Annotated in this window: 21 protein-coding genes; 12 read left to right on the top strand and 9 right to left on the bottom strand. The window is 40.8% G+C overall.

Annotated features, from left to right (window positions below; all coding sequences use genetic code 11):
- The first annotated feature begins 378 nt into the window (after nucleotides 1-378).
- The 5 genes from B3139_RS21445 to B3139_RS21425 all read left to right on the top strand — a co-directional run bounded on the left by B3139_RS21445 (nucleotide 379) and on the right by B3139_RS21425 (nucleotide 4,241).
- On the top strand, nucleotides 379-1,212 hold the full coding sequence (locus tag B3139_RS21445; protein ID WP_293885700.1) for a helix-turn-helix transcriptional regulator: 834 nt from the start codon (nucleotides 379-381) through the stop codon (nucleotides 1,210-1,212).
- A 115-nt stretch (nucleotides 1,213-1,327) separates the two neighbouring features.
- Complete coding sequence (gene ygiD / locus B3139_RS21440; protein WP_293885698.1) at nucleotides 1,328-2,185, top strand: 4,5-DOPA dioxygenase extradiol; 858 nt, start codon at nucleotides 1,328-1,330, stop codon at nucleotides 2,183-2,185.
- 223 nt (nucleotides 2,186-2,408) lie between these two features.
- On the top strand, nucleotides 2,409-2,708 hold the full coding sequence (locus tag B3139_RS21435; protein WP_293885696.1) for a SelT/SelW/SelH family protein: 300 nt from the start codon (nucleotides 2,409-2,411) through the stop codon (nucleotides 2,706-2,708).
- A gap of 67 nt (nucleotides 2,709-2,775) precedes the next feature.
- Nucleotides 2,776-3,612, top strand: a complete 837-nt coding sequence (locus tag B3139_RS21430; RefSeq protein WP_293885694.1) for a methylated-DNA--[protein]-cysteine S-methyltransferase — start codon at nucleotides 2,776-2,778, stop codon at nucleotides 3,610-3,612.
- Nucleotides 3,613-3,629: 17 nt separating this feature from the next.
- Nucleotides 3,630-4,241: an alpha-ketoglutarate-dependent dioxygenase AlkB family protein gene (locus tag B3139_RS21425; RefSeq protein ID WP_293885692.1), complete on the top strand. Its 612-nt coding sequence runs from the start codon at nucleotides 3,630-3,632 to the stop codon at nucleotides 4,239-4,241.
- A gap of 160 nt (nucleotides 4,242-4,401) precedes the next feature.
- On the opposite strand, the gene B3139_RS21420 is transcribed toward B3139_RS21425, so the two are convergent.
- Nucleotides 4,402-6,279 (bottom strand): M1 family metallopeptidase, encoded by a 1,878-nt coding sequence (locus B3139_RS21420; protein WP_293885690.1) that lies wholly within the window; start codon nucleotides 6,277-6,279, stop codon nucleotides 4,402-4,404.
- A gap of 194 nt (nucleotides 6,280-6,473) precedes the next feature.
- On the opposite strand from B3139_RS21420, the gene B3139_RS21415 reads away from it, so the two are divergent.
- From B3139_RS21415 to B3139_RS21400, 4 genes are all read left to right on the top strand, one after another.
- The gene (locus B3139_RS21415; protein ID WP_293885688.1) at nucleotides 6,474-7,784 is read left to right on the top strand and encodes a BamA/TamA family outer membrane protein; all 1,311 of its coding nucleotides are present in this window, start codon (nucleotides 6,474-6,476) and stop codon (nucleotides 7,782-7,784) included.
- Between the two features lie 109 nt (nucleotides 7,785-7,893).
- The gene (locus tag B3139_RS21410) at nucleotides 7,894-8,685 is read left to right on the top strand and encodes a hypothetical protein (RefSeq protein ID WP_293885686.1); all 792 of its coding nucleotides are present in this window, start codon (nucleotides 7,894-7,896) and stop codon (nucleotides 8,683-8,685) included.
- Between the two features lie 15 nt (nucleotides 8,686-8,700).
- On the top strand, nucleotides 8,701-10,770 hold the full coding sequence (locus B3139_RS21405) for a TonB-dependent receptor (protein WP_293885684.1): 2,070 nt from the start codon (nucleotides 8,701-8,703) through the stop codon (nucleotides 10,768-10,770).
- Between the two features lie 9 nt (nucleotides 10,771-10,779).
- Nucleotides 10,780-14,094, top strand: coding sequence for a DEAD/DEAH box helicase (locus B3139_RS21400; protein ID WP_293885682.1), 3,315 nt, complete (start codon nucleotides 10,780-10,782; stop codon nucleotides 14,092-14,094).
- A 101-nt stretch (nucleotides 14,095-14,195) separates the two neighbouring features.
- On the opposite strand, the gene B3139_RS21395 is transcribed toward B3139_RS21400, so the two are convergent.
- The 3 genes from B3139_RS21395 to radC all read right to left on the bottom strand — a co-directional run bounded on the left by B3139_RS21395 (nucleotide 14,196) and on the right by radC (nucleotide 16,289).
- Nucleotides 14,196-14,678: a hypothetical protein gene (locus tag B3139_RS21395; protein ID WP_293885680.1), complete on the bottom strand. Its 483-nt coding sequence runs from the start codon at nucleotides 14,676-14,678 to the stop codon at nucleotides 14,196-14,198.
- A gap of 146 nt (nucleotides 14,679-14,824) precedes the next feature.
- Nucleotides 14,825-15,574 (bottom strand): class I SAM-dependent methyltransferase, encoded by a 750-nt coding sequence (locus B3139_RS21390; protein ID WP_293885678.1) that lies wholly within the window; start codon nucleotides 15,572-15,574, stop codon nucleotides 14,825-14,827.
- A gap of 16 nt (nucleotides 15,575-15,590) precedes the next feature.
- The gene (gene radC / locus B3139_RS21385) at nucleotides 15,591-16,289 is read right to left on the bottom strand and encodes a RadC family protein (RefSeq protein WP_293885676.1); all 699 of its coding nucleotides are present in this window, start codon (nucleotides 16,287-16,289) and stop codon (nucleotides 15,591-15,593) included.
- A 164-nt stretch (nucleotides 16,290-16,453) separates the two neighbouring features.
- On the opposite strand from radC, the gene B3139_RS21380 reads away from it, so the two are divergent.
- Both B3139_RS21380 and B3139_RS21375 read left to right on the top strand, forming a co-directional pair.
- Nucleotides 16,454-16,912, top strand: coding sequence for a peptidylprolyl isomerase (locus B3139_RS21380; protein WP_209578781.1), 459 nt, complete (start codon nucleotides 16,454-16,456; stop codon nucleotides 16,910-16,912).
- Between the two features lie 26 nt (nucleotides 16,913-16,938).
- A complete protein-coding gene (locus B3139_RS21375) occupies nucleotides 16,939-17,343 on the top strand; it encodes a DUF5606 domain-containing protein (RefSeq protein WP_209578782.1) in 405 nt (134 codons plus the stop codon).
- A gap of 67 nt (nucleotides 17,344-17,410) precedes the next feature.
- On the opposite strand, the gene B3139_RS21370 is transcribed toward B3139_RS21375, so the two are convergent.
- From B3139_RS21370 to guaB, 5 genes are all read right to left on the bottom strand, one after another.
- Entirely contained in the window at nucleotides 17,411-18,343 is a 933-nt protein-coding gene (locus B3139_RS21370) for a hypothetical protein (protein WP_293885673.1), read from the bottom strand.
- Between the two features lie 126 nt (nucleotides 18,344-18,469).
- Nucleotides 18,470-19,795 carry a UDP-N-acetylglucosamine 1-carboxyvinyltransferase gene (gene murA, locus B3139_RS21365; RefSeq protein ID WP_209578784.1) on the bottom strand — a complete coding sequence of 442 codons (1,326 nt, stop codon included), beginning with the start codon at nucleotides 19,793-19,795 and terminating at the stop codon, nucleotides 18,470-18,472.
- A 166-nt stretch (nucleotides 19,796-19,961) separates the two neighbouring features.
- Nucleotides 19,962-20,789, bottom strand: coding sequence for a DUF4290 domain-containing protein (locus B3139_RS21360; RefSeq protein WP_293885671.1), 828 nt, complete (start codon nucleotides 20,787-20,789; stop codon nucleotides 19,962-19,964).
- A gap of 53 nt (nucleotides 20,790-20,842) precedes the next feature.
- Nucleotides 20,843-23,122, bottom strand: a complete 2,280-nt coding sequence (locus tag B3139_RS21355) for an ATP-dependent helicase (RefSeq protein ID WP_209578786.1) — start codon at nucleotides 23,120-23,122, stop codon at nucleotides 20,843-20,845.
- A gap of 143 nt (nucleotides 23,123-23,265) precedes the next feature.
- Complete coding sequence (gene guaB, locus B3139_RS21350; RefSeq protein WP_209578787.1) at nucleotides 23,266-24,741, bottom strand: IMP dehydrogenase; 1,476 nt, start codon at nucleotides 24,739-24,741, stop codon at nucleotides 23,266-23,268.
- A gap of 223 nt (nucleotides 24,742-24,964) precedes the next feature.
- Between guaB and B3139_RS21345 the strand changes: the two genes are divergently transcribed.
- A complete protein-coding gene (locus B3139_RS21345) occupies nucleotides 24,965-25,438 on the top strand; it encodes a hypothetical protein (RefSeq protein WP_209578788.1) in 474 nt (157 codons plus the stop codon).
- Nucleotides 25,439-25,530 lie beyond the last annotated feature (92 nt).

Here is a 25,530-nt window from a genome sequence, read left to right as displayed (position 1 = left end):
GTGTCGGGCGGCCAATGGAGGTCAATTAAAGCTACATCATATCATGCGTTAGTATAGGGTTTAGTTAGGGTTAGTTTAGGTTTAATATAGGTAAAAGCTATACTAAACCTAACTTAAGGCTAAGTTATAGGTAAACAAAAACTACACTAAGGGATAAGAAAGTAGTAACGGAAATCAACCGTACTTGGAGCGCAATGGCCTAGCGATGAAAGCAAAACCGAAAGGACATTATCCGAAACAGAAAAAGAAGCGACTATGCCATATAATCGAAGTTTGAATAATTGGTCATCGCAAGCGACTCGATTGCACGTACGAAAGTAAAAAATCTGCAAGCGAAACCGTATATTCGTATAGTGATGATTAATCTTCTTACTCATTTTGAACGAACTTTTCAAAATCTATAAAATCGAAGCCGATGAGGCACAACGTATTCAGCAATCCAAAAACGAAATACACCAGCATGATTTCGAGGAACTCATTATTGGCGTAGCGGGAAGGCTCGAACATTTTATTGACTTTAAAACGAAAACGTATACTGCTCCTTTTATAAGTTTTGTTACGCAGGGCAAAAACCATCGCGTAAAACCTCTTTTAAATAATAATCGTATTGAATTTTGGGTGATTCGTTTCAAGAGCGAATTTATTCCCGAAACTACCTTCCAACTCTACGCTCATTTTCATGAAAACGCAACATTGAGCTTCGCTAGCCCCTACTGCTTCGACAGGTTAACGATCTTGTGTCAGCTCATGCAGCAGGAAACGCTGCAGACGGCTATCGATTATGGTGTCATTAAGCAACTGTTGAGTACGATTTTTACGATGATTGAATCTGAACGGAAAAGGCAATTTCCAGATGCACAGCAACAATTAAAAAATCAGGGAACAACTTTCAAGAATTTTCTATCGATCTTAGAAGAGAATTATCGACGACCGGAAGGCGTTAATTTTTATGCGGAGAAGCTTTTTATGTCTGCCCGAAACCTAAATTTAATTTGTCAGAGCATCTTACAACAAAGCGTTTCTGAGATTATTGAAACTAGGAAACTGATTGAAGCAAAAAATCTACTGTTGACAACGAATAAAACGATTTCGGAAATTGGCTTTGAACTGGGCTATCAAGAAAAAGCTTACTTTACCAATGTCTTCAAAAAGAAAGCTGGCATGACGCCTTCTGAATTCAGAAATGAAATTCAGAAGCTTATTTCCGAATAGTACAACAGTTTGAACAGATTATTATACCCCTGCCTCACCCCCAGCTTTTACCTTTGTACAGAAAATTGACGCTATTACAATATATTAAATGCGTAGAAAGGATTTTATTAAAATTATGGCAACATTACCTTTAGTTGGTGCAGCACACCATGTGAGCTCTTTATATAAATTTTCTAGCGAACTCGAAGCAACCGAAAAATATCCGGTACTATTTCTAGGCCATGGAAGTCCGATGAATGCCATCGAAGACAACGAATTTGTGCAGGGATTCAAAAAAATAGGCCAGACTTTCGAGAAGCCTAAGGCAATTCTCGTGGTCTCTGCACACTGGGAAACACGTGGAACATTTGTCACAGCGATGGAACATCCGGCCACCATACATGATTTTGGCGGCTTTCCTCAAGCTTTATTTGATGTGCAATATCCAGCCCCCGGAAGTCCGGCACTCGCTGCAGAAACGCAGCGTATTGTCAGCAAAGCGGATATTCACCTAGACGATAAATGGGGACTGGATCATGGATCTTGGTCAGTTGTTAAACATCTTTATCCCAATGCAGATGTACCCATTATTCAAATGAGCATCGATTATACGAAGCCGGCTGCATACCATTATGAGATTGCACAGCAATTAACCGAGCTACGGAAAAAAGGTGTTCTGATTATCGGCAGCGGAAATATGGTGCACAATCTGCGGATGGTGGCCTGGGACAAGCTGAATACAACTGGTTATGCCTTTGAGTGGGCTACAATAGCCAATGAAAAAATGAAAAAATTTATACAGGACGGCAATCACCAGGCTTTAATTGATTTTAGAAAACAGGGTAAAGAGTTTGACTTGGCAATTCCAACGCCTGAACATTACCTGCCATTAATCTATACGTTGGGCTTACAGGATAAAAATGAAGAACTCTTTCTTTTCAACGACAATTCTGTGGCAGGATCGCTAACGATGACGTCACTGAAAATTGGCTAAACTACCAAATGACAGCGTAACAATACCAAACAAATACAGGCTATTCCATATACCTACAAGCCATTCTGTTGAGCGCTTTGTCTGGATAATGGAATGGCCTGTAGGTATATTAAAAAGCTGGAATTACGACAATCTCGAAATTTCTATGACAAAAATAGCTTTGATTCCAACAGTAGGATCAATAAATTTGTTTGAAACAAAACAATGTACCTCAACTTAACGCATGGCAACAAAACCTGTTATCGAAATTGAATATTGTCCAAAATGCAATTGGATGCTTCGCGCCGCCTATATGGCGCAGGAGTTGCTGAGTTCGTTTACGGAAGATATCCACGGGGTAATGCTCGTTCCCAGCGAAATTGCGGGACGTTATACCGTACGCGTGGCGGACAACGAGATCTTTGATCGAAAAAGAGCCGGTCGTTTCCCCGAAATAAAAGAGCTCAAACAACTGATCCGAGACATTGTCGCACCGGACAAGTCCTTGGGTCATTCAGACAAATCGACTTCATCCCACCTGTAATTTAGCATAAATCGGATTTTGTAGGCTTCTTCTTTTTAGCAACTTTGTATAAATTAAATGAACAATCATGACTATTCAACAAGAAGTGGATTTTCAACGTATCGCCAAGGCGATACATTTCTCACAGGAGAACTTTAAGATACAGCCTACATTGGGTCAGATTGCTTCACATGTTTATATGAGTGAAGCTCATTTTCAACGCATGTTTACCGCTTGGGCAGGAACGAGCCCCAAAAAATTCTTGCAATATGTAAGTTTAAATCACGCGAAATCATTGCTCAAGGAAAGTACTATTGCCGAAACGACATTCCAGCTTGGTCTGTCCAGTAGCAGCAGACTTCATGAACTATTTATCAATATCGAGGGAATGACTCCGGCCGAATATAAAAATGAGGGCGCCAATCTAATTATATTGTACGATTATTATGAAAGCTTATTTGGTACCATGCTCATTGCGTCCACACCAAAAGGTGTTTGCCATATTGCCTATGCAGATGATCAGACTCAAGCCCTTGTATCGCTCCAGCAACGATTCCCCAAAGCAACCTATTTTCAACAGGGGAATGGCATGCACGATAGTGCCCTTAAGGCATTAAACCCTCAAAATAAAGATATCCGCCAGGTAAAATTACATTTAAAAGGAACTGATTTTCAATTGAAAGTTTGGGAATCTTTGTTAAAAATTCCGATGGGTAACTTGAGCACTTATGGTGCTATTGCTTCTCAAATAGGTAACCCAAAAGCCTCCCGCGCCGTTGGTACTGCTATTGGAAGTAATCCTATTGCTTACCTTATCCCCTGCCACCGTGTGATACAAAACAGCGGTATGTTTGGTGGCTACCGATGGGATCCGATGCGAAAGACAGCGATGATCGGATGGGAGAGCTTTCATACAGCTGTTTAGAAAAAAAAAATACTAATATGGAACTTTTCGACAATCTCTTCGATGGCAATAGAAATTTACTCCCTTACGACGGTACTGTCAATTATTATGGCAAAATATTATCTGTGCTGGAGGCAAACCGCTATTTTGATAGACTCATGGAGTCAATTGAATGGGTAAACGATCGGGCCATTATTTTTGGAAATGAAATAATCACCAAACGAAAAGTGGCCTGGTATGGGGATGATGCGTTCGAATATAGTTATTCTAATACCACCAAAAAGGCGCTTCCGTGGACAAAGGAACTTCTTGAGCTGAAAAAAATAGCGGAAAAACAGACACTGGAGACATATAATTCTTGTCTGTTGAATCTTTATCACAATGGCGACGAAGGTATGGCCTGGCACAGTGACGCGGAGAAAGATCTTAAAAAAAATGGAGCAATTGCTTCGCTAAGCTTTGGTGCTGAACGCAAATTTGCTTTTAAGCATAAGACCAGTAAGGAAAAAATAGATATCATTCTAGGACATGGCAGTCTTTTGGTCATGAAAGATCTGACGCAAACCTATTGGCTGCATCGACTTCCACCTACAAAAAAGGCTTTCGGCGCACGGATTAATCTGACATTTAGAACCATCGATCAACCCTAACCCTCGTCGTTAGTAATCGTACATACCAGTTACACGTGAGCACGCCCCCCTATTGGTTACATTGGACATAGGGCACAAAATCTGATTCTTCTATTGGGAATCAGGCATCAATCGTGTCAACCTTTTTGAAACATAAAAGCTGACACGAGCGACTGGACTACTATAAGTTGTCCAAACTATTATCTTTAGGGGTATAATCCATAAAAATACCTCCATCCAATGTAATATGCTTGGCTTGTTTAGCAGAGGACCAGGATATCGTTACCTGCTTTTCATTGGGCTGCCAAACCGCTGGCGTTTGATGTCTTGTTTCTATAGATCCATCTGTATAGGTTATCACTACATCAAATGGAATTGCAAATCCGCCCACATTGGAGACGGTGAGGGTATTTTTGCTGCCCAGTCGCTTAAAGCTATCTACCTTAAGATCGATGTAATGATTGCTGAAATACCAATTTTTCCAATACCAGTTTAAATTCTGTCCTGCTCCGGCATTGATGCTATAAAAGAAGTCCCAAGGGGTAGGATGTTTTCCATGCCATAGCCCCATATAATGGTGCAATGCCTTTTTAAACAATTCATCCCCAAGATAATCCCGTAGTGCAATGTAGGATAATGCCGCTTTAATATAGGCATTGTTACCGTAGCCTAAACCACTTAACTGAGAAGTCATGGTAATCAAGGGTTGGTCTTCTTCTGTAGCGGGGTCCAAAATATAGCGCTTTACGCGGGCATCCTTAAAAAGCGCTTTGTTTTTTTCGGCTCCTATCTCTGCATTCCCAATCCAGAATTCCAATGCCGTAGCCCAGCCTTCGTCCATATAACCATACCGCGTCTCATTGATACCCATGTAAAAAGGGAAATAAGTATGGGCAATTTCGTGGTCCGCCGTTTGTCGTGCATCCACAAGATTATCAGGTACGCTCGAATCGTTGATCATCATCGGATATTCCATATCGGCAAATCCCTGAACCGCCGTCATCGTTGGGTAGGGATAGGTGACTCCGGGCCAGTTTTTGGAGAACCAGTCGATACAGTATTGCTGCCAACCAATATAATGTTCAAAATCTGGCGTACCGGCAACATAGCTGGACTGTACACTGACGCGTTTACTCCCCAGATCTACACTTCCCCCATCCCAGATGTAATTGTCACTCACGCTGAAACAAAAATCAGGGACATAGGTTGCTTTGAATTTCCACGTATTCCACGCTTGTTGTGCTGTCACTTTCCCCGATTTCATTTCCGCATCTGTCGCGATATGTATCGGGGTATCGCTGAGTTTAGATTTTTCGAAACGTTCCAAAACTGGTTTTTGTAGTACATCGGCAGCATTTGTCAATTCACCTGTCGCCCAAACGACAAAGTTCTTAGGAACGGATATCTTAAATTGGTAATCGTTGAACCCATTGTAGAATTCCTGCCGCCCATTGTGTTCCAGGAGATCCCAGCCATTGTAATCGTCATATACAGACACACGTGGATAGGAATAAGCGCAATAGAAGGTAGAGGCATTCAGCAGCCCTTCCCGGTCACTCTCTATAGAAAGCGGATATTCCCAGCTGATATCCAATGTTGCAGTAGTTCCCGGAAGGATTTTCTGTCCAAAATCGGCTAACTTTACGGTTTTCCAATCTTTGCTATTCACTTCATAAACTTGACCATTCAATTTAAACGACTTAATCTCCAGCCCCGAAGTCAGGTAATCGTCCGAAGCGTACGCCGCACGTACTGCATTGGGTTTATGAACATTATTGACAAATCGAATCGCTATGCTTTTCAGTGTATCCGGACTATTATTGCTGTACAAGATGGTCTCTGTTCCACTTACTATCTTTGTGTCCGGGTCCAATTTTACCCGCACGTCATATTTCCCAAAATTTTGCCAATAATTTTTTCCGGGTAGACCCGTCGTGGTTCGGGTTCCCTTTTCAATCGCTTGCTGAATATTTCTTGGTGTATACAACTCTTGGGCATGAGCCGCCCCTGTCAATAAAAGCAGGGACAATCCGTAATTAAATATCGTGCGTCCTATCATATCCTAATTTAAATAATCAAACTAAGATAAATTTGTTGTGATTTGCAAGTTTAATATTCCAGCTTGACAACAAAAATATCCCTATTGCCCCGTTGCTATTGACCATCGTTCACATGGCAAAAAGAAGACAGCTTTCAGCCGCTGGAAAACTTTTTATTTTTTTTAACGTTTATTTTTAAGATAAATTCAAAGGTATGCATCAACTTCTACGTTATAACGACTTCCTCCGACACGCTTTTTTAGGTATGCTTTTAATCTTAATCCCGACACTGCTTTGTGCTCAAACCGATACAAATACAGATTCTATTGCGCAGTATAAACATCAGCGCGACTCAGCTCTGGCGCGTCAATATGATATTTCTGATCTAATCGGAAGAATTATCCATCCCAAACGAAAGAAGACCCATGCCAGCAAACGTTCGCCTATTACCTTAATGCCCAATATTGCATACAATCCGACCATTGGTGGTCAGATTGGCGTCAAGGCTGTCGCCGGGAAGATACTCGGAGATCCAAAAACAACGACCATGTCAATTGCCGCGACATCGGCCTCAATCACCACAAAAAATATCATGGTGTTCTATATCAGTCACAATGTGTTTACACCGAACAATAAGTTAAATTTCCAGGGTGCTTTTGCACTTGTTAAAATGGTCGCTTTAGACGCTGGATTGGGTATGACTCCCCAGGGCAAATGGAACAATGCAGATGAGGAGATCCTTGCCAACCCCGAGCATAAGAAGTATGGGGCAAAATATAATGCATTTACATTTAATGAAAAAGTCTATAAGCGCATTGCCGACAATCTCTTTGTCGGGGCAGGACTGGCTTTTGACCTACGCCGTAAAATAACCAGTAGCGGTCCTAATGGCAACGTTACACCCAATACAATCTATACTGAAAAACACGGCTTCGAACCCGACAGTTACAATTCCAATGGACTCCTGCTCAATATGCAATATATGACAAGGGACAACCCCAATAGGCCTTATAAAGGAATCTATTCCGATATAGGTGTGCGATGGAATACAACGCTGCTGGGCAGTAGCAAAAGTGCTGTGCAGCTTACTACCGACTTCAGAAAGTACTTTAGCTTATCTCCGTCCGACCCTGCCCATGTCCTGGCTTTTTGGTATTGGGGTTCGTACAGACTTGGTGGCACACTTCCCTACTTTGACCTACCTGGAACAGGAAGGGACGTTGCTGTTAGAAGTGGCCGCGGTTATACCATTGGTTACTTCAAAGGAATTTCTTTCGGTTATGCTGAAACAGAATACCGGTTTCCAATTCTCAAGAATCGCTTTCTAAGCGGAGCTGCATTTTTTAACCTACAGACAGCCAGCGATGAACTGGGCACCAAACTTTTTGAACGGTGGCAGCCTGGTGGCGGTGCCGGATTGCGGGTGCTGTTTAATAAAGCAACACGCACAAATCTATGTCTGGATTATGCCTTTGGAAAATATGGCTCCCGAGGATTCTTTTTAGGGCTAAATGAAGCCTTCTAATCCGACCATGAGGGGTATCCTCATTTACCATAAAATAACTAAATTAGCCGATGTTTTTATTCTTTCCCTTCGCAAAGAGTGACTGAATAGGCTTTGACGGTACTCCATCATGAATTTAAAAATCTTTTTTCTATACATTCTATTATTATTGGGCCTTGTTTCGTGTCATCCGGTAAATAGGCCAACAACACTAAAAAGCGATGAAGGAAAGAAAGAACAAGTAGCACCTGTTGTATCTCCAACACTTCCATTGGATACTTCAAGTTACGATAGCCCACTTTTTTCAGATAGAATAAAAGAACAAACGCAGCAGTTATTAAAAATGAACGACGACGGCTTATTTGATAAATTGCATCGGAAGTTATCGGCGACACTAAAGGCGGATCAAAAGGATTATTTTCTTGGGCATCCTAACTTGGTTGTTTTAGCAATCGCTAAAGGGAATATTTTCGATAATGGCCCCGGTGACTTTGGCTATATATTGTACAACAAAGACAGTCATCGTATCGAAATAGTCCTTTTTAATCACAAGAATAAATCATTCGGTACATTTTATAAGGAATTAAAAGTTGTCAATACCCTTAAACACCTGGATTGTTCATCCAGCTTGGCATCGCTCGATTATCTCGTTGCTTCAGAACTGATTTATCAAGAGGAGTATATTCGATTAAACAATTCCAATTACCTGATAGACGATAATTCCTTTGCGGTAACTGATGTTTCTACGAATAAAAATTTTGATTTGCGGCGGGGCTGTCTCAACAAAGATTTTACAAAAGCCACGATGGCCAATAGTGTTTGTGTACCAACAAGCGCTGTTTATGCCAATTTTCAATGCCTAAAATACAATAAGAAAAACCAGATTTTTGAAATTTATTTCAGTCAGGAATTTGCAGACTAAGCCGATCTAACAACGATGAAAAGATATTACATGTTCGCCGCCCTTGGTTTATGCGGAAAATTATATGCTCAGGAAGTAGATACAGCGACGAATAGGCTAGAACAGGTAGAGGTTAAAGCCTACTTCAATAAACAACCGCTACTACGACTGACCTCCTCGGCCGCTGTGCTGAGCCGCCAAATGATCCAATCCCAGCAGTCTCCCAGCCTTGTATCGGCATTGAACAGGGTACCAGGATTGCGGATGGAAGAACGCTCTCCTGGAAGTTATCGACTTGCACTCCGCGGCAGTATGATCCGTTCACCGTTTGGTGTTCGTAATGTCAAAATCTACTTGGACGACTTTCCTCTTACTGATGCTGGTGGAAATACCTATCTTAATTTGATCGATCCGTATGCATTGGGCCAGATCAATATCTTAAAAGGTCCAGATGGATCGATCTACGGTGCTAATTCGGGTGGTGTAGTCTCCTTATACAGTAAGGGATTTGACCAGTCTTCCGAACCGGAAGTCAACCTGCAACTCACCGGCGGCTCTTATGGTCTTTTTCAAGAACAGCTTAACACCATATTACCCTTTAGCCAGACACAGCAGTTAGCCATCAATCAGAGCTGGACCCGAAGTGATGGATATAGACAAAATTCGGCTTTAAACAAAAAGAATATTCAGCTCAATTACAATTGGCTGTACGCCAAAACTTCCGAATTAAAATTCACCGGGTTTTATTCGGATCTTGGCTATCAGACTCCTGGGGGTCTCACCGCCGTACAAATGGAAACTGACCGCAGGCAGGCTAGGCCGAAGGGCGGGCCAAATCCTGGGTCTGTTGAGCAAAAAGCGGCTATCTACGATAAAACGTTCTTTGGTGGACTCAGCAACCAAACGCGTCTCAGCTCTAAAATGACCTTATTTGCCAGTATATTTGGTTCGTCAAATCAGATCAAAAATCCGTTCATTACCAATTACGAGAAAAGAGACGAGAAAAACCTGGGAACGCGCTTATATTTATCTTATGCCGATCTATTGGGCAGGGATTTAAAATATGAGCTGCAGCTCGGCCTGGAAGCACAAAAAGGCTGGTATGCTGTTGACAACTATGATAATGAAAAAGGTGTCGCCACCAACCCGCAGGCTAAGGACAAGTTGGATAACAGCCAACAATCATTTTTTGCCCGCACTCAACTGGAATGGCTCGAGCGTCTTCAATTAGAGCTTTCGCTCGGATTAAATGAGAGTAAAATTGGCTACCGACAATATTTTCCTGTTGAACAGGAAGACAAAGCAAACATTGATTTTGGGAGTACATGGATGCCTAGAGCAGCTTTATCCTATTTAATTACCCCCATGTTTGCACTGAGAGCGTCAATCTCCAAAGGGTTCTCTACACCAACTGTTGCGGAGGTCCGTTCATCGGATAATTCAATTAATACGCTACTCAAGCCTGAAACCGGTACGAATCATGAATTGGGGTTGCGCTTGCATTTGTGGAATCGCCGGGTTGTTTTAGATGCTGCGGCCTACACGTATCAAATGGACAACGCCATTATCAGACAGCTCAGGGAAAATGGTGCTGAATATTTCCAAAATGCGGGTAAAATAGACCAAAAGGGGTTAGAAGCATCAATACTGCTCTATTTGATCACACCGCAAGTGTCCGGTGTTGTCCGTAGCCTACAGTTCGCCAGTAATTTTTCCTTCAATGATTACAGTTTTAGAACCTATCAGGTGGGCGACAAAAATTATCAGGGTAATAAGCTTCCTGCGGTTCCGAAAACAGTATGGGTGAATTCATTGAATATACTTTTTCCGAATCAATTTCGATTCGACCTTCTGTCTAATCTAACCGCAGCAATGCCGTTGGATGATGCAAATTCTGTTTATGCCAAACGGTATCATCTTTTGCAGGGCAAATTATCTTGGACAAAATCTGTCGGATCCCGTTATCAAATCAGACTTTTTGGAGGTGCAGACAATCTGCTGAATGAAAAATATAGTCTTGGAAACGATATCAATGCCTTTGGGGGCCGCTATTTTAATCCTGCCCCCTTGCGTAATTATTATGGGGGTATGAGTTTTAACTTTTAATCAAGTCGTATGGAGTTTCATCAGCATGTATTGACCGATATTGATTTCAACAAAGTAAGCCGGCATTCTTATTTTCCTTGGATGGACTTGACACTCTCTCATTTCCAGGTGAATGCACTGGAGATGGAGATCAATCAGGCAACGTTTCGTGTACAGGAAAATTATAACGACTTTGAGGTGATGATTATCCATACCGCTCCGGCGACAGCCGTATTCTGCAACTGTCTCCATACAGGATTTTGTCGTCATCAAAAGGCGGCTTTAAGTAAATTATTTATGCAGGAAAATTGGCTGGCATTCTTTGACGCCAATCGGTACAAAGATCTCCTGAAAAAAATTGCGGCACAATATGGACTGGAAGATGAACCGGCTCTAGAAAATTATTTTTCTGCGCATATCAAAGCGGGCAAACTAGACTTCTCACTGAAAGACAAACATTTAATATCCATTGATGACTTCGATCTGGTGGCGGAATCTCTTACCCCGAAAAGCAAAACTCCTATCGAACAGCTGCATCATTTTGTTGTATTAACACGCAATCGGTATTACAAAAATCTGCAGGTGCTCCTCTGCCAGGCTTCATTAACGAAATCCGGAATGCTCAAAAACCCGATTTCTGATGGTGATATCCAAACATGTGTCTGGCGGAGCCGCTCAATAGAGGAAATGCAATTTTACACGGCTGTGCTTCAGCTTTCGCAGGTAGTGCAACAAGATTTGGAAATTATGTCCAGCCTGAAGGCAATTGCAAAAAACCCGCTACGCATGGATTTTTACCTACATGATTATGAACAATATGAAAATATAACAACCTCCTCCCTATCAGCAGTTCAGCTTAGTCTGAAGAAAGGTGATATTAAGCTTTTTATTACAAAAAAAGGCTCATTTTATGCTATTCAGGGAGAAATTCATATCCATACCATAGCCTACAGTTTACAGGATTTAGTTATTCTTTTGGATCATTTCATCTTCATCAGAAATCAGCTTTTTCTGATTGAAAATAAGCTTCACCTCAAGTTGATACGTTTGTTTGGCAACAAGGGTGAGCAGTTGTTGATTCATCAGCGGAAATTCAAAGAATTCAACAGCTTATTTTTGGAACCGCTCGCACATTCGGTGGATTTGCATTTCCGGGATATTCCTAAAGCGAGCAGGCCGCAGTTAAAGGAAAATCTGTATTATCAAGACATGCAACCGATCCTATTTCTTGAAGAGTCAGCCGATTTTGTCAACCTTATTCCAGTGATGCGTTATGGAGAGGTCGAAATTCCTATTTTAAGCAAACGAAACATATTTGGAACAGATAGTAAGGGCAACCAGTTTTTGGTCGATCGGAAGCGCGAATCAGAAACTAACATAATTTCGCTTTTACTGAAGCAACATCCGTATTTTGAGGAACAGATGCACGATGGAAGCTTCCAGCATTTTTATCTCCATCGCCGCTATTTTCTAGATAAAGACTGGTTTTTAGATGCTTTTGATGAATGGCAGCATCACGGTATACAGATCATTGGATTTAATGCCCTTCGGGGGAATAAATTAAGTCGTTTTAAAGGTAAAATACATATCGAGGTACTGAGTGGTCAAAACTGGTTCAATGCCCATATACAGGTTAAATTTGGTCCTAAGAGCGTTTCCCTTAAAAAACTCGAAAAAGCCGTACGGAATCGTTCGCAGTTTATCACGTTAGACGATGGCACCCAGGGAATTTTACCGCAGGAGTGGCTCGATAAATTTGAAGTTTATTTTAATGCCGCCGAAACGATCACGGATGATTTCATTGAAATTCCAAAATATAAATTTAATGAGATTGACCATCTTTTTGAGCAGTCTGAGATAGATCCTACCGTAGTGGCAGAGCTTAGCATGCTGAGAAATAGACTCACTAATTTTTCTTCATTCTCCAAACTTCAGATTCCATCATCCTTTGTTGGAAATCTACGCCCCTATCAGCAAGAGGGAGTACAATGGTTGCATTTTTTGGATGGGCTTAACTTTGGAGGCTGTCTTGCCGATGATATGGGGCTCGGCAAAACCATCCAAATTTTAGCTTTCTTGGCTACTCAAAAAGGACGGGGACAAACTGCAGCAACTTTACTGGTACTTCCCACGACCTTAATCTTCAACTGGCAGCACGAAATTCAGCAATTTCTTCCGTCTTTTGAAACGCTCGTTGTCGATGGTCCAAATAGCCTACAAAAAGCGCGGCAGCCTGAATCCTATGACCTGATTTTAATTTCTTATCACAACCTGTTGACAGCGATCAATATGCTGAAAAAAATAAAGTTCAATTATGTTATATTGGATGAATCGCAGCAAATAAAAAATCCAGATTCTCAGCGTTATAAAACAGTAAACTTACTAAAATCAAGAAATCGTATTATTTTGACAGGAACCCCTATCGAAAATAACACAATGGATCTCTATGCACAGATTTCCTTTATTGTGCCCGGTTTACTAGGAAGTAAAAAGTACTTCAAAGATGTTTACACCACCCCTATAGACGCCTTCCACGACCGCAAGAGAAAAGAAATGCTGAAAGAAAAAGTAAAGCCTTTTATTCTGCGCCGAACAAAGCAGGATGTATTACGTGATCTTCCAGCGAAGAATGAACTGGTTCTTTACTGTGAAATGAAAAGTGCTCAACGGCGAATTTATGATCTTTATGAAAAGGAGTTTCGCGAATTTATCTCGGCCAAAGATGGGGATGAAATCAGAAAAAGCCCTATGCATGTATTGAAAGGTTTAACCAGATTGCGCCAGATATGTAACTCGAGCAAACTGCTCCAAAATGAAGAGCTGACATCCACGGAGGACTCTGCCAAAATTGAAATGCTTATGGAGCAGATTGTGCATAAAAAAGAGCAGCATAAAATGATCGTATTTTCACAATTCGTAACGATGCTTAACCTGATTAAAGAGGCTTTGGATAAACGGGGTATCCGTTCATTGATGCTCACAGGGAAATCCAAAAATCGAGGTCAGCTGGTGAGCGATTTCCAGTACAATAAGGATATACCTGTTTTCCTGGTGAGCCTGAAAGCAGGGGGCACTGGACTCAATCTTGTCGCTGCCGATGTGGTGTATCTGGTAGACCCTTGGTGGAATCCTGCAGTCGAACAACAGGCCATTGACAGGATTTATCGCATGGGGCAGCAAAAAACGGTAACTGCAGTTCGGTTAATCAGCCCGAATACCGTTGAAGATAAAATTCAGACCTTACAGCAGCATAAAAAGGAAATAAGCAAAAGTATTCTGGATGAAGGCGGCAGCTTGGATACCTTTTATCTGGATAAAAGCTATTTAATGGAGTTGCTAAGATAACTTTGGCTTTCATGTGTTATCTTAAACGATTTTGTTAATTTATCCGCTTTCTTTATCGTATATCACACAGCAGCGTACTAGCTATTAACGCGCCTTAGCCATCATTCTACGATCTGTTTTCTGTACTTCGAATCGATTATATATTTTACTCCTCTGGCATCTACAAATACAGGTTTGCCGAGGTATTGCTCGTCTATACGTCGATCGATAGCGACGCGATACCTAGTGGTTGAGCTGGAAGAACTATAGGTGATATTTCCAACTGATTTTGCTGGGCTACTGATTACTTCCGAACCTTCATATACTTGGTCACTCACCCTACCTTTAAAACGCTTTTTGTCGGTTGCACTTATTGTTTTATCGTGATTTTCAGTATCATCCTCGTGAATTACATTAAGATTCCCCCTGTCGACTTGTGGGTTTAAAGGAAAGAATGGATCTAACCAGCGATATACTCTATGAAATTCAGGTACTGAGTTATAAAAAGCATGCATCTGTTGCGCTATTACACTATGGATTCCACCTACTACAATCAGCACCAACAGTAAGCAACGTCTAAAGATTATTAATTCAACTCCTAACATATCTCTTTTTTCTTTCGTTGAATTACGTCCAAATAAAATGCCATCCCCTCCTTAGCGCCTCATGTTTAACACATTTTTAACTAAAGCAAATTTCACTTTTCGGTTCCTATGTAATTAAAAAGGCCTTACAGATTCTGGTGTCGGAGTTAACTGATATATATTTCAGTTATATACTTGAATACGATACGATCGAAGATTGCGTACTTATCAAAAAGAATACGGAGATCATCGTACAACGTTTTATTTTTGTATTGTTCTTTTGGGAAATAGGAGGATGAACGCACTCTTCCCAAAAAAGATCGGAGGTCTAAGATCTGTTGATTTGGCAAAGTTATCTTTTTCATTGCCCGCGTTCCAAAAAAGTGTTTAAGATCGTTATCACTAATATTTTTGTGGCTGACCGGCTGATAACTGGGGATATGACTGCGTAAAAAATGTTCATACTCTTGCTGAAAGGCATCCGTGGGATCGCGCTGATTCCAGACGATTACCATATGTCCATTTTCAGTAAGAATACGGTCAAACTCTTTTCGACAGGCCTGCCGGTCGAACCAATGGAACGATTGTCCGGCAAAAATAAGATCAACACATCCGGACTCAATGGTCGTGTCTTCGGCGGTGGCATTCACTGCAATTAGATTCCTATAGGTTTTAAAATGATGCAACAAGGATTCACGCATTTCACGATTGGGTTCTACGGCAAAAACGTCATTTCCATTTTCGAGAAAGAGTTGGGTAGAGAGCCCGGTGCCGCTGCCAATATCGGCAACCAACCATTTCTTATGTAACCCGATCTGTTCTTTTAGCACCTGAATAATCTCCTTGGGGTAATTAGGTCTAAATTTTTCATAATCGACAACCCTGTCTGTGAATCTATCAATACTATTTTTGTCCATACTAAGCATACTATAACTAGTCGATGATACCCTCATCTTTAAAACTGTAATATCCGTTATCGGTAAAGATTAAATGATCGGCAACTCTAATATCCATAATTTTAGAGGCTTCGACAATTTTTTGCGTCAGGATTTTGTCAGCATTGCTCGGATACAAAGTACCTGAAGGATGGTTGTGAATAAGTATAATGGCGTGTGCTTTGAGGCTGATTGCCGTTCGTAAGATTATTCGGACATCAACTGGCGTAAAATCATTACCGCCACGGCCAATGAGCTGCTTGTCCAATATTTTATATGCGGTATTCAAATACATTGTCCAAAATTCCTCATGCGGGAGGTCTTGTAATATTGGTTTCATAAGGGTATATACATAGCGACTGCTGGTCACCTGTTTACGCTCTTCGGCGGGCAGTTCGTTTTTGCGACGAGCGAGCTCCAAGGCGGCAAGAATGGAAATGGCTTTTGCTTCTCCTATGCCTCTATACCTGCTCAGTTCTGCGACATCCATTGTGGAAAGTGTCTGCAGGCTGTTATTGGCATCAGCTAATATACGCCGACACAATTCGACGGCACTTTCATTTTTGGATCCAGAGCCAATCAAGATCGCTAATAATTCGGCATCTGTAAGTGCCCTACGACCTTGCTTCAAAAGTTTCTCCCTCGGGCGATCGGCCTCAGCCCAATCCCGAATGACTAGTTTGTACGAGTTTGACATTTGCAGTTAAGTTATAAAAGGCTAGCGTACATAAATATACAAAAAAAGCTACTTAATATCCTGAGAAATAAACAATCTATCAATTAAAAAAAATTGGCAATAGGGATTTACTTCACATTTCACTCTGAAACGTTATCTTTGTACTTCATAAAAATTTTTTGAATATGAGTAAAGCGATCATTAAAACAGAAAAAGGCGACATGACTGTGGAGTTCTACACAGCTGATGCTCCAAATACAGTAGCCAATTTTATTAAACTTGCTAAATCAGGATATTATGATGGATTAGCATTTCACCGCGTGATTCCTGATTTCGTGATCCAGGGTGGTTGTCCAAATTCACGAGAAGGTGCCGCAGGCACACCGGGAACAGGTGGTCCTGGTTATAAAATTGACTGTGAACTGACTGGCGAAAACCAATATCACGATAGAGGTGTATTATCCATGGCTCACGCTGGCCGTAATACAGGAGGTTCTCAATTTTTCATCTGCCATAGCCGTAACAACACTGCTCACCTGGATCGTAACCATACCTGTTTTGGAAAGGTAACTGAGAATGTGGATATTGTTGACGATATCAGACAGGGTGACCGTATCTTATCAATTGAAGTTATCGAAGATTAATTCTTGGAGATTTAAATATAGTTAAAATGAATTTAAGAGCATTAGTATCCGTAACTGGTAAGCCAGGATTGTTCAAATTGGTTGGACAAAATAAAGGAGGTTTTATTTTAGAAACCCTTGATCAGGCAAAAATTAAAACGGTAGTCAGTTTATCTTCGACAAAAATGGCTACTTTGGAAGACATCACAATTTATGGTGAAGAAGAAGAAATTCGGTTATTGAATATTTTTGAAACAATCAAAGAGAAAGGAATTGCTTTACCGGATACGAAATCAGATGGCGAAACGTTGAGAAATTTCTTCCGTGAAGTAGCTCCCGGCCATGATGAATCACGTGTCTATTCATCGGATATTAAAAAGGTGATTACTTGGTATAATATTATCAAAGAATTTCCTTTATTTGAAGAAGAAGCTCCTGCTCCTTTAATGTAGATTTTACCTAAATCAAATAAAAAAACGGAGTTGATTATTGATCAACTCCGTTTTTTTATTTGACGTACTAATGAAACACGACATCAAGCACCCTTTGTTCGACGCTATTTTGATCACTGGGACCATCAGCCCTGGTACGCATTTTTGTAACTTCAAATTCTTTGGGTCCAAATTGCTTTTCAACGACAGCTGTTGTTGTAAAACGCAGTAATGAATTCTCGTCATCCTTAAGATAGGCATCAATTTCGAGAATCCCTTCGTTTTCATCAAACACATAAGGATGCAGCCTATTAATTCCTTTTGGAATCCGTGGACTTTTCCAAATGACAAATTTAGGAAGTGCTTTATCCTTCGGATCAATTTTATTGTAAATGGCCTGTTGGCAGGTAATGCCGGCAATTACTTTTGTTTTCCCCGTTTTGTCGATCATATAGTCTTTGGGATTTATTCGTATCTGCACTTTGGCAAACCCATGGGAAATTCCCCCTGGAAAGTTAAGGGAAATATTAATATCCTCATTTTCTCGATTTGCTAAAAAGCCTTCTCCTGTACCTTTACTGTAATTCACATAATTTTGCAACTGATAGGTTAAACCTTCAGCAATGGATTTTGCTTGTTGTTGATCAAATCTAATTTCCATCTTGCGTAAGGGAACAAGCATAAGTTCCATGCGTTGGAGGGGATTTCCTATATCAAAGCTATCTGCCTCCTTTTTTTGGGATTCGGGCAATGTGGATATCGTTTTCCACAGAACGGCAGGTGAGCTCTCTTTATTCAGATTCATCAACCTGAGGAGTTCAGCAAAAGGCATATTCGGAAAGGTAACTTTTTGTTCGATTACCGCAGCATCGATACGTTTTGAAGAACGGATGTCAGTTGTTGTATTTGATTCTTCGTGTAATTTAACTTCTTTGGGTGTGGAAGATTGACAATTATAAAAAATTAGTGATAGGCCAAATAAAGGGAGAGATAGGGCGTACTTTATTAGATATTTTTTCATATCTATTTTTGTTTAAATGTGTTTTGTACAAATTTACCTTATTTGCTGCATATATCACAAAAAAGCTCCAGAAATAATATCTGGAGCTTTTTTTCTTCGATTTGCCACTCGGGCTCATCAGGTTATTTAATGTCCTTTTGGTTCGGCGTCGATACGTTTAATATCTGCACCTAATTTCCGTAAGCGCTCTTCGATATCTTGATAGCCGCGTTCAATTTGTTCGATGTTGTGGATCACAGACTTTCCTTTTGCAGATAAGGCTGCAATGAGTAGGGATACTCCGGCACGGATATCAGGGGAAGTCATTTCAATACCTCTCAGGTAATGTGATTTGTTCAATCCAATAACCGTGGCGCGATGTGGGTCACACAAAATAATCTGAGCCCCCATATCAATCAATTTGTCCACGAAGAACAAACGGCTCTCGAACATTTTTTGGTGGATCAATACATTTCCTTTTGCCTGCGTTGCTACCACGAGCACTATACTCAATAAATCTGGCGTAAAACCTGGCCAGGGTGCATCCGAAATGGTCAGAATAGATCCATCTATAAATGTATCAATCTCATAGGAGTCTTGTGCGGGAATAAAAATATCGTCACCACGTAATTCAAACTTGATACCCAAGCGCGAAAATACAGATGGGATAACACCAAGTTCTTCAAAACAGACGTCCTTAATTGTAATTTCCGAACCTGTCATTGCTGCCAATCCGATGAAGGAACCTATTTCAATCATATCGGGCAACATACGGTGTGAAGTACCGCCAAGACGTTCTACACCTTCTATGGTCAACAAATTAGATCCAATACCGGATATTTTTGCTCCCATGCGGTTTAGCATCTTACATAATTGCTGTAAATAAGGCTCACAAGCTGCATTGTATATCGTTGTTGTGCCTTTGGCCAATACAGCAGCCATTACAATGTTGGCAGTACCGGTCACTGAAGCCTCGTCCAATAGGATATAGCTGCCTTTTAGCGCTGTTGCATCAACATTAAAAAAATGATTGGTAGGATCGTAAATGAATTTAGCCCCCAATTTTTCAAAGCCCAAAAAATGTGTATCCAATCGTCTACGGCCAATTTTATCGCCACCCGGTTTTGGGATAGCTGCCTTGCCGAATCGAGCTAACAAAGGGCCAACAATCATGATAGAACCCCGCAACCCCCCCCCTTTTTCTTTAAATTCGGGCGATTGAAAATAGTCTATATTTATATCTTTAGCTTCAAAAACATAGGTATCCTTATCAATGCGATTGATTTTAACACCTAACGCTCCTAACAGATCAATCAACTTATTGACATCTTTAATATCTGGAATATTACTGATGGTCATGGGTTCTTCTGTCAGTAAAACTGCAGAAAGAATCTGTAAGGCCTCATTTTTTGCTCCTTGAGGAATAATCTCTCCCTTTAACGGTTTTCCACCGATTATTTCAAATGCGTTCATTTATTCTATAAGTGATATCTTCTTAATACATACTCTCCACTTGTATTTCCCTTGGGTATTTGGTTTATTGTTCCAAAACAGCGCGTTTTTTAAAAAAAGCAGGCAATTGTAAAGAAATCTATTAATCACTTCGCAATTGCCTGCTTCCTTGAACAATCTTTAAGAACTAGCCTCGTTTGTTATTATAGTTACCCTGTGGCTTTCTGTTTCTGTTATTATTATTACTTCCGTAACTATTGTTATTGTTACTTCCGTAGCTATTACTGTTGCTTCCGTAGTTGTTGCGCTTGGTATTATTGTTATTGTTGTTGTTGTTTGCCATACGAGGCTTACCACCACCTTTCGACTGATGGCCGGAATTATTGTTATTATTGTTGTTGTTGTTATTTCCGCCCGAGTTACTATTGGCCGGACCTTTAACACGATTTCCTGGAGGCGGTGTTTTAAAGTCAAGTTTCGTCAAAACAGTACCTTCTGGTAAGGTCAATTGGTAACCCGACAGCTCTTTGAGATCCTGAATGATCAATTCATCCGAAACAGAATCTTTATTCCAGGTCAGGTAAGCCATTTTCATAAAATTGGCAATACCGATAACCATCTGCTCCCTTTTGGCTTCGTCATTGGCCAACAGTGCCTTTTCAATCATTTTCTCTACGGTAAAACCGTAATGTTTGAATCGGATGGAATGCTGCGGATAGCCGAGGTGCTCCACTTCGTGTTTCACGCTTTTGGCAGTAGCAATTGGATAAGGCGAGTCGATATCCAATTTAAAATCAGAAATAATCTGTAGGTGGTCCCACAGCTTATGTTTAAAATCAGACACATCTCTCAGATGTGGGTTTAATACCCCCATCATATCGATTACAATTTGTGCGTGTTTATTTCTTTCTTCCTTTGTGGGTAAAGTACAGATGTAATCTACCATATTTTGCACATTGCGACCATATTCTGCAAGGATCAATTTTGGTCTAGTGCTGTTGTAGTCAAAGTTCATATAGCTAATATAAGTACCTAAGTAAACGATCAAGATGTCGTTTTGGTATTTTATTATTGAATTATTCTAAGTTTTGCAAATTTAAGCAACAATTGTTTCTGTCCCAACTCTTTAAAGAAAATAGTTGCTTTTATATCTCCTTTGTTTCCTTCGAGATTGACAACTTTCCCAAATCCGAAGCGTTCATGTTCAACTTCCATGCCGACTTGAAGGTTTGATGTATCTGAAGGAGCAAAACCCGCAGTAGGTTTGTGGGCTTTTGGCAGTATTGACGTCGTCTTCACCATCGGCTTAGGCTTAGGTTTAGAAAATGTGTCATCACTGTCCTTTTGTTGCCATGCAATTCGTTCGCCTTGAAAACTTCCGGCTGAGGCAGAAGTTTGTCGTGGTTTAAAATCCAATGCGAGACATGCCGGATTCAATTCATCCAAGAAGCGACTGGGTTCGCAATTATTGAGCGTTCCCCAACGATATCGCGAAGTAGCATACGAAAGTAGTAATTTTTTTTCAGCTCTCGTAACAGCGACATAAAAAAGTCTTCGTTCTTCCTCCAATTCCGACCTGGAATTCAAAGATAACTGCGACGGAAATAAGTTTTCCTCCAAACCAACAATAAAGACAATCGGAAACTCCAGCCCTTTAGAAGAGTGTATGGTCATTAAAGACACGGTATCAGCATTTGGATCTTTATCGTTATCGTCGTTGGTCAACAAAGCGATATCCTGCATATAAACGTCCAGTCCGCGCTCTTCAATATCCTCTCGCTCCGAAAATTCCTTAATACCATTGAGGAGTTCCTGGATATTTTCGTAGCGCGCCAATCCTTCTACGGACTTATCTTCATACAATTCCTTTAGAATACCACAGTGCTGAGCAATGTGCATGGCCGTATCAAAAGCGCTATTGTTCTTAGCCAAAGCCTGAAAACTCTGTATCATCTGTGCAAAACCACCAACAGAGGTTGCACTACGTCCATCAAGAAACTGAGCCGCATTGGCAACAACATCCCAAATTCGGTATTGATTCTGATCTGCTGCGATCATAATCTTCTCGATTGTCGTATCTCCGATCCCGCGACGCGGATAATTGATAACGCGCTTTAATGCTTCCTCGTCGTTTGGATTAAAGGTGAGCCTGAAATAGGCGATTAAGTCTTTGATTTCTTTCCGTTGATAGAAAGAAGTACCACCATATATTTTATAGGGTATGTTAATTTTGCGCAAAGCCTCCTCCATTGCTCTGGATTGGGCATTGGTACGGTAAAGAATAGCAAAATCTTTATAATTAAGACCCTTTATCGATTTCTCTTCAATGATCAGATCGGCTACGATTTTACCTTCCTCATTGTCAGAGAACGCACGTGAAACCTTGATTTTCTCGCCTTCTTCGTTATCAGAAAAGACATTTTTCTCCAATTGATTCTGATTGTTGGCGATCACCGAATTGGCCGCATTTACGATCATTTTAGTGGATCGATAATTCTGTTCCAGTTTAAAGATCTTTACATCTGGATAATCCTTTTGGAAATTCAGGATGTTCTGAATATTTGCGCCACGGAACGCGTAGATGGACTGCGCATCATCCCCTACGACACAGATATTTTCATTTACTGCTGCCAGACGCTTGACAATAAGGTATTGTGAAAAGTTCGTATCCTGATACTCGTCGACCATCAGATAACGAAACTGGTGCTGATATTTATGCAGTACCTCTGGATGCTTATTGAGCAAGACATTTGTCTTAAACAGCAAATCGTCAAAATCCATGGCCCCTGCACGGTAGCAGCGTTGGGCATAGGTCATATAAATTTGTCCCAATTGCCCACGACCATTTGAAATATCTTCGGCCAAGATGGCTTCATTCTTATTATATTCCTGCGGTGATATCAGGTTGTTTTTTGCCTGCGAAATACGCCCGTATACATGATTGACATTATATAGCTTATCATCGAGATTCATTTCTTTTAGGATGGCACGCAACAAGCTTTTGGTATCGTCGGTATCGTAGATTGTAAAGTTTCTGGGATACCCGATCAATTCAGCTTCTACCCGGAGTATTTTTGCAAATACGGAGTGAAATGTTCCCATCCAAATATTTTTCGCTTCGCTCCCAACGACAGAAACGATACGCGCGCGCATCTCTTTGGCTGCCTTGTTGGTAAATGTCAACACCAAGATATTGAATGGATCAACACCTTTTCGAATCAAGTGTGCTACACGATAGGTAATCACCCGTGTTTTTCCTGAACCAGCTCCTGCAACAATCATCACAGGACCTTCTGTTTGCTCTACGGCTCCTCGTTGTGAAGGGTTTAAACCCGCTAAATAATCCAAATTAACTCCTTAAATTTTAAAACCTGAGAATAGGGTATAAAAGTACAAATTTCCTGTCGATCCCTCGGGCTATCCTGCTAATATTTTTACACAAAAAAAACCGATAATAAAGATTATCGGCTTTTATATCAAATAAGCAGTATTTAGCCTCTGCTATTATAATTTGGTGCTTCCTTCGTAATGGAAATATTATGTGGGTGAGACTCTCTCAAGCCTGCTCCTGTAATACGGACAAACTGAGCTTCCTGCAACTTCTCAATTGTGGCAGCACCACAGTAACCCATGGAAGCGCGCAGTCCACCGACATATTGATAAACGACTTCAGCCAGTGTACCTTTATAAGGAACACGACCAACAATACCTTCAGGAACCAGTTTTTTAATATCATCTTCCACGTCTTGGAAATAACGGTCTTTAGACCCTTTTTCCATCGCTTCAATTGAACCCATACCGCGGTAAGACTTAAACTTACGTCCTTCGTAGATAATGGTTTCACCTGGGGCTTCTTCCACTCCTGCGAATAATGAGCCGGCCATAATCGTGCTTGCCCCAGCGGCAATTGCTTTTGCAATATCGCCTGTCTGTTTGATACCACCATCTGCAATCAATGGTACGCCAGTTCCTTTCAGTGCTTTCGCTACTTCATATATCGCATAAAGCTGAGGAACACCGACACCTGCAATAATACGTGTTGTACAGATTGATCCGGGTCCGATACCAACTTTTACCGCGTCTGCACCTGCTTCAGCCAAAGCGGTTGCAGCCGCACCTGTAGCAATATTTCCAACGATGACCTGAAGTTCAGGAAATTGGGCTTTTACTAATTTCAGTTTATCGATCACCCCTTTTGAATGCCCATGTGCCGTGTCAATGGTGACTACATCTACTCCCGCCTTCACCAACGCTTCAACGCGGTCCATTGTATCTGGCGTAACGCCTACTGCAGCGCCCACCAATAAACGTCCATGGCTATCTTTAGCGGCATTTGGATAATGCTTATATTTTTGAATATCTTTAAATGTGATCAAACCTTTCAAAATTCCTTCCCTATTGACTACTGGAAGTTTTTCGATCTTTTCGTTTTGAAGAATCTCCTCAGCTTTCACCAAATCTGTTCCTTCGGGTGCCACGACAAGATTTTCTTTCGTCATCAATTCATTGATTGGTCGAAGCATATCTTTTTGAAAACGAAGGTCACGATTGGTTACAATACCGACTAACTGCCCATTTTCATTCACAACGGGAATGCCACCGATCTTGTGCTCCTTCATGATATTAAAGGCGTCTCCCACTGTTGCTGTTGCCAATAAAGTAACAGGATCCTGAATCATCCCGCTCTCGGAGCGCTTAACTTTGCGTACTTCAGCAGCCTGTTCTGCAATAGTCATGTTTTTGTGCAACATACCAATACCGCCAGCTTGTGCAATCGCTATGGCTAAATCAGCACCAGTTACCGTATCCATTGCTGCAGAAACCAATGGGATATTTAATTTGATTTTTTTTGTTAGCGAAGTACTCGTATCAACGTCACGGGGTAAAATTTCAGAATAAGCTGGAATTAATAAGACGTCATCGTAAGTGAGACCTTCTGCTACGAATTTTTGTGGATCTAATTGCATGGCAAATATGTATTGGGTTTTCTATTTGCCAGGCAAATTTAAGAAAAATAAGTAATATTAAAAAATAAAATATAGAAATTACAATCGAAAGACAAATTAGAACCATTATGAATTAAACATTCCATTTCCTTTATTTCAGACGCGATTATTTTTTGGCAAGCTATTTGCTTTCGGTAACACGAAAAGTTATTTTAATTAATGAAAATATAAAGATAAGATAATTATGAAAAAGACACTACTTTCATTAGCTGCTGTCGCAGCATTAGCATTTGGCACACAAGAAGTAAAAGCTCAATCTCCTCAACGCGCTGCAATCGGTGTGGTTTTCGACGGATCGATCGGTGACCTTTGGGGGGTTCAATACAAACAGTCAATGGGTGGCGCAAACAATGGTCAAGCGCAGGTAATGTTTGATGACCATGTGGTAGCAGTTGGTGCTGATTGGCAACATGCAAGACCTTTCCGTGGCGCTCCAGGTTTAGGTTGGTACGCAGGTGTTGGTGCACAATTAACGTTTGTAGACGTTGGCGACAACATTACTTATGTGGGATTGAGACCGCAATTGGGTCTTGAATTTAAAATTCCATCGGCTCCTATCGGTCTTCACGCTGACTGGAAACCAAATTGGACTTTAAACCATGGTTCTGATTTTGACGCTTCAACATTTTCATTTGGTATCAAATATACGTTGAGATAATAGAAGCAGCTCAAATAGCTTAAAAAAAAGGTTCTTCTCATCATGAGGAGGACCTTTTTTTATGAAATAAAATGCATAAGTATTTCTTTTTT

This window comes from Sphingobacterium sp. UBA1498, assembly GCF_002325125.1.
Lineage (GTDB): Bacteria > Bacteroidota > Bacteroidia > Sphingobacteriales > Sphingobacteriaceae > Sphingobacterium.
The sequence above is the reverse complement of the archived record's forward strand: the minus strand, read 5'-3'. Positions and strand labels throughout refer to the sequence as shown.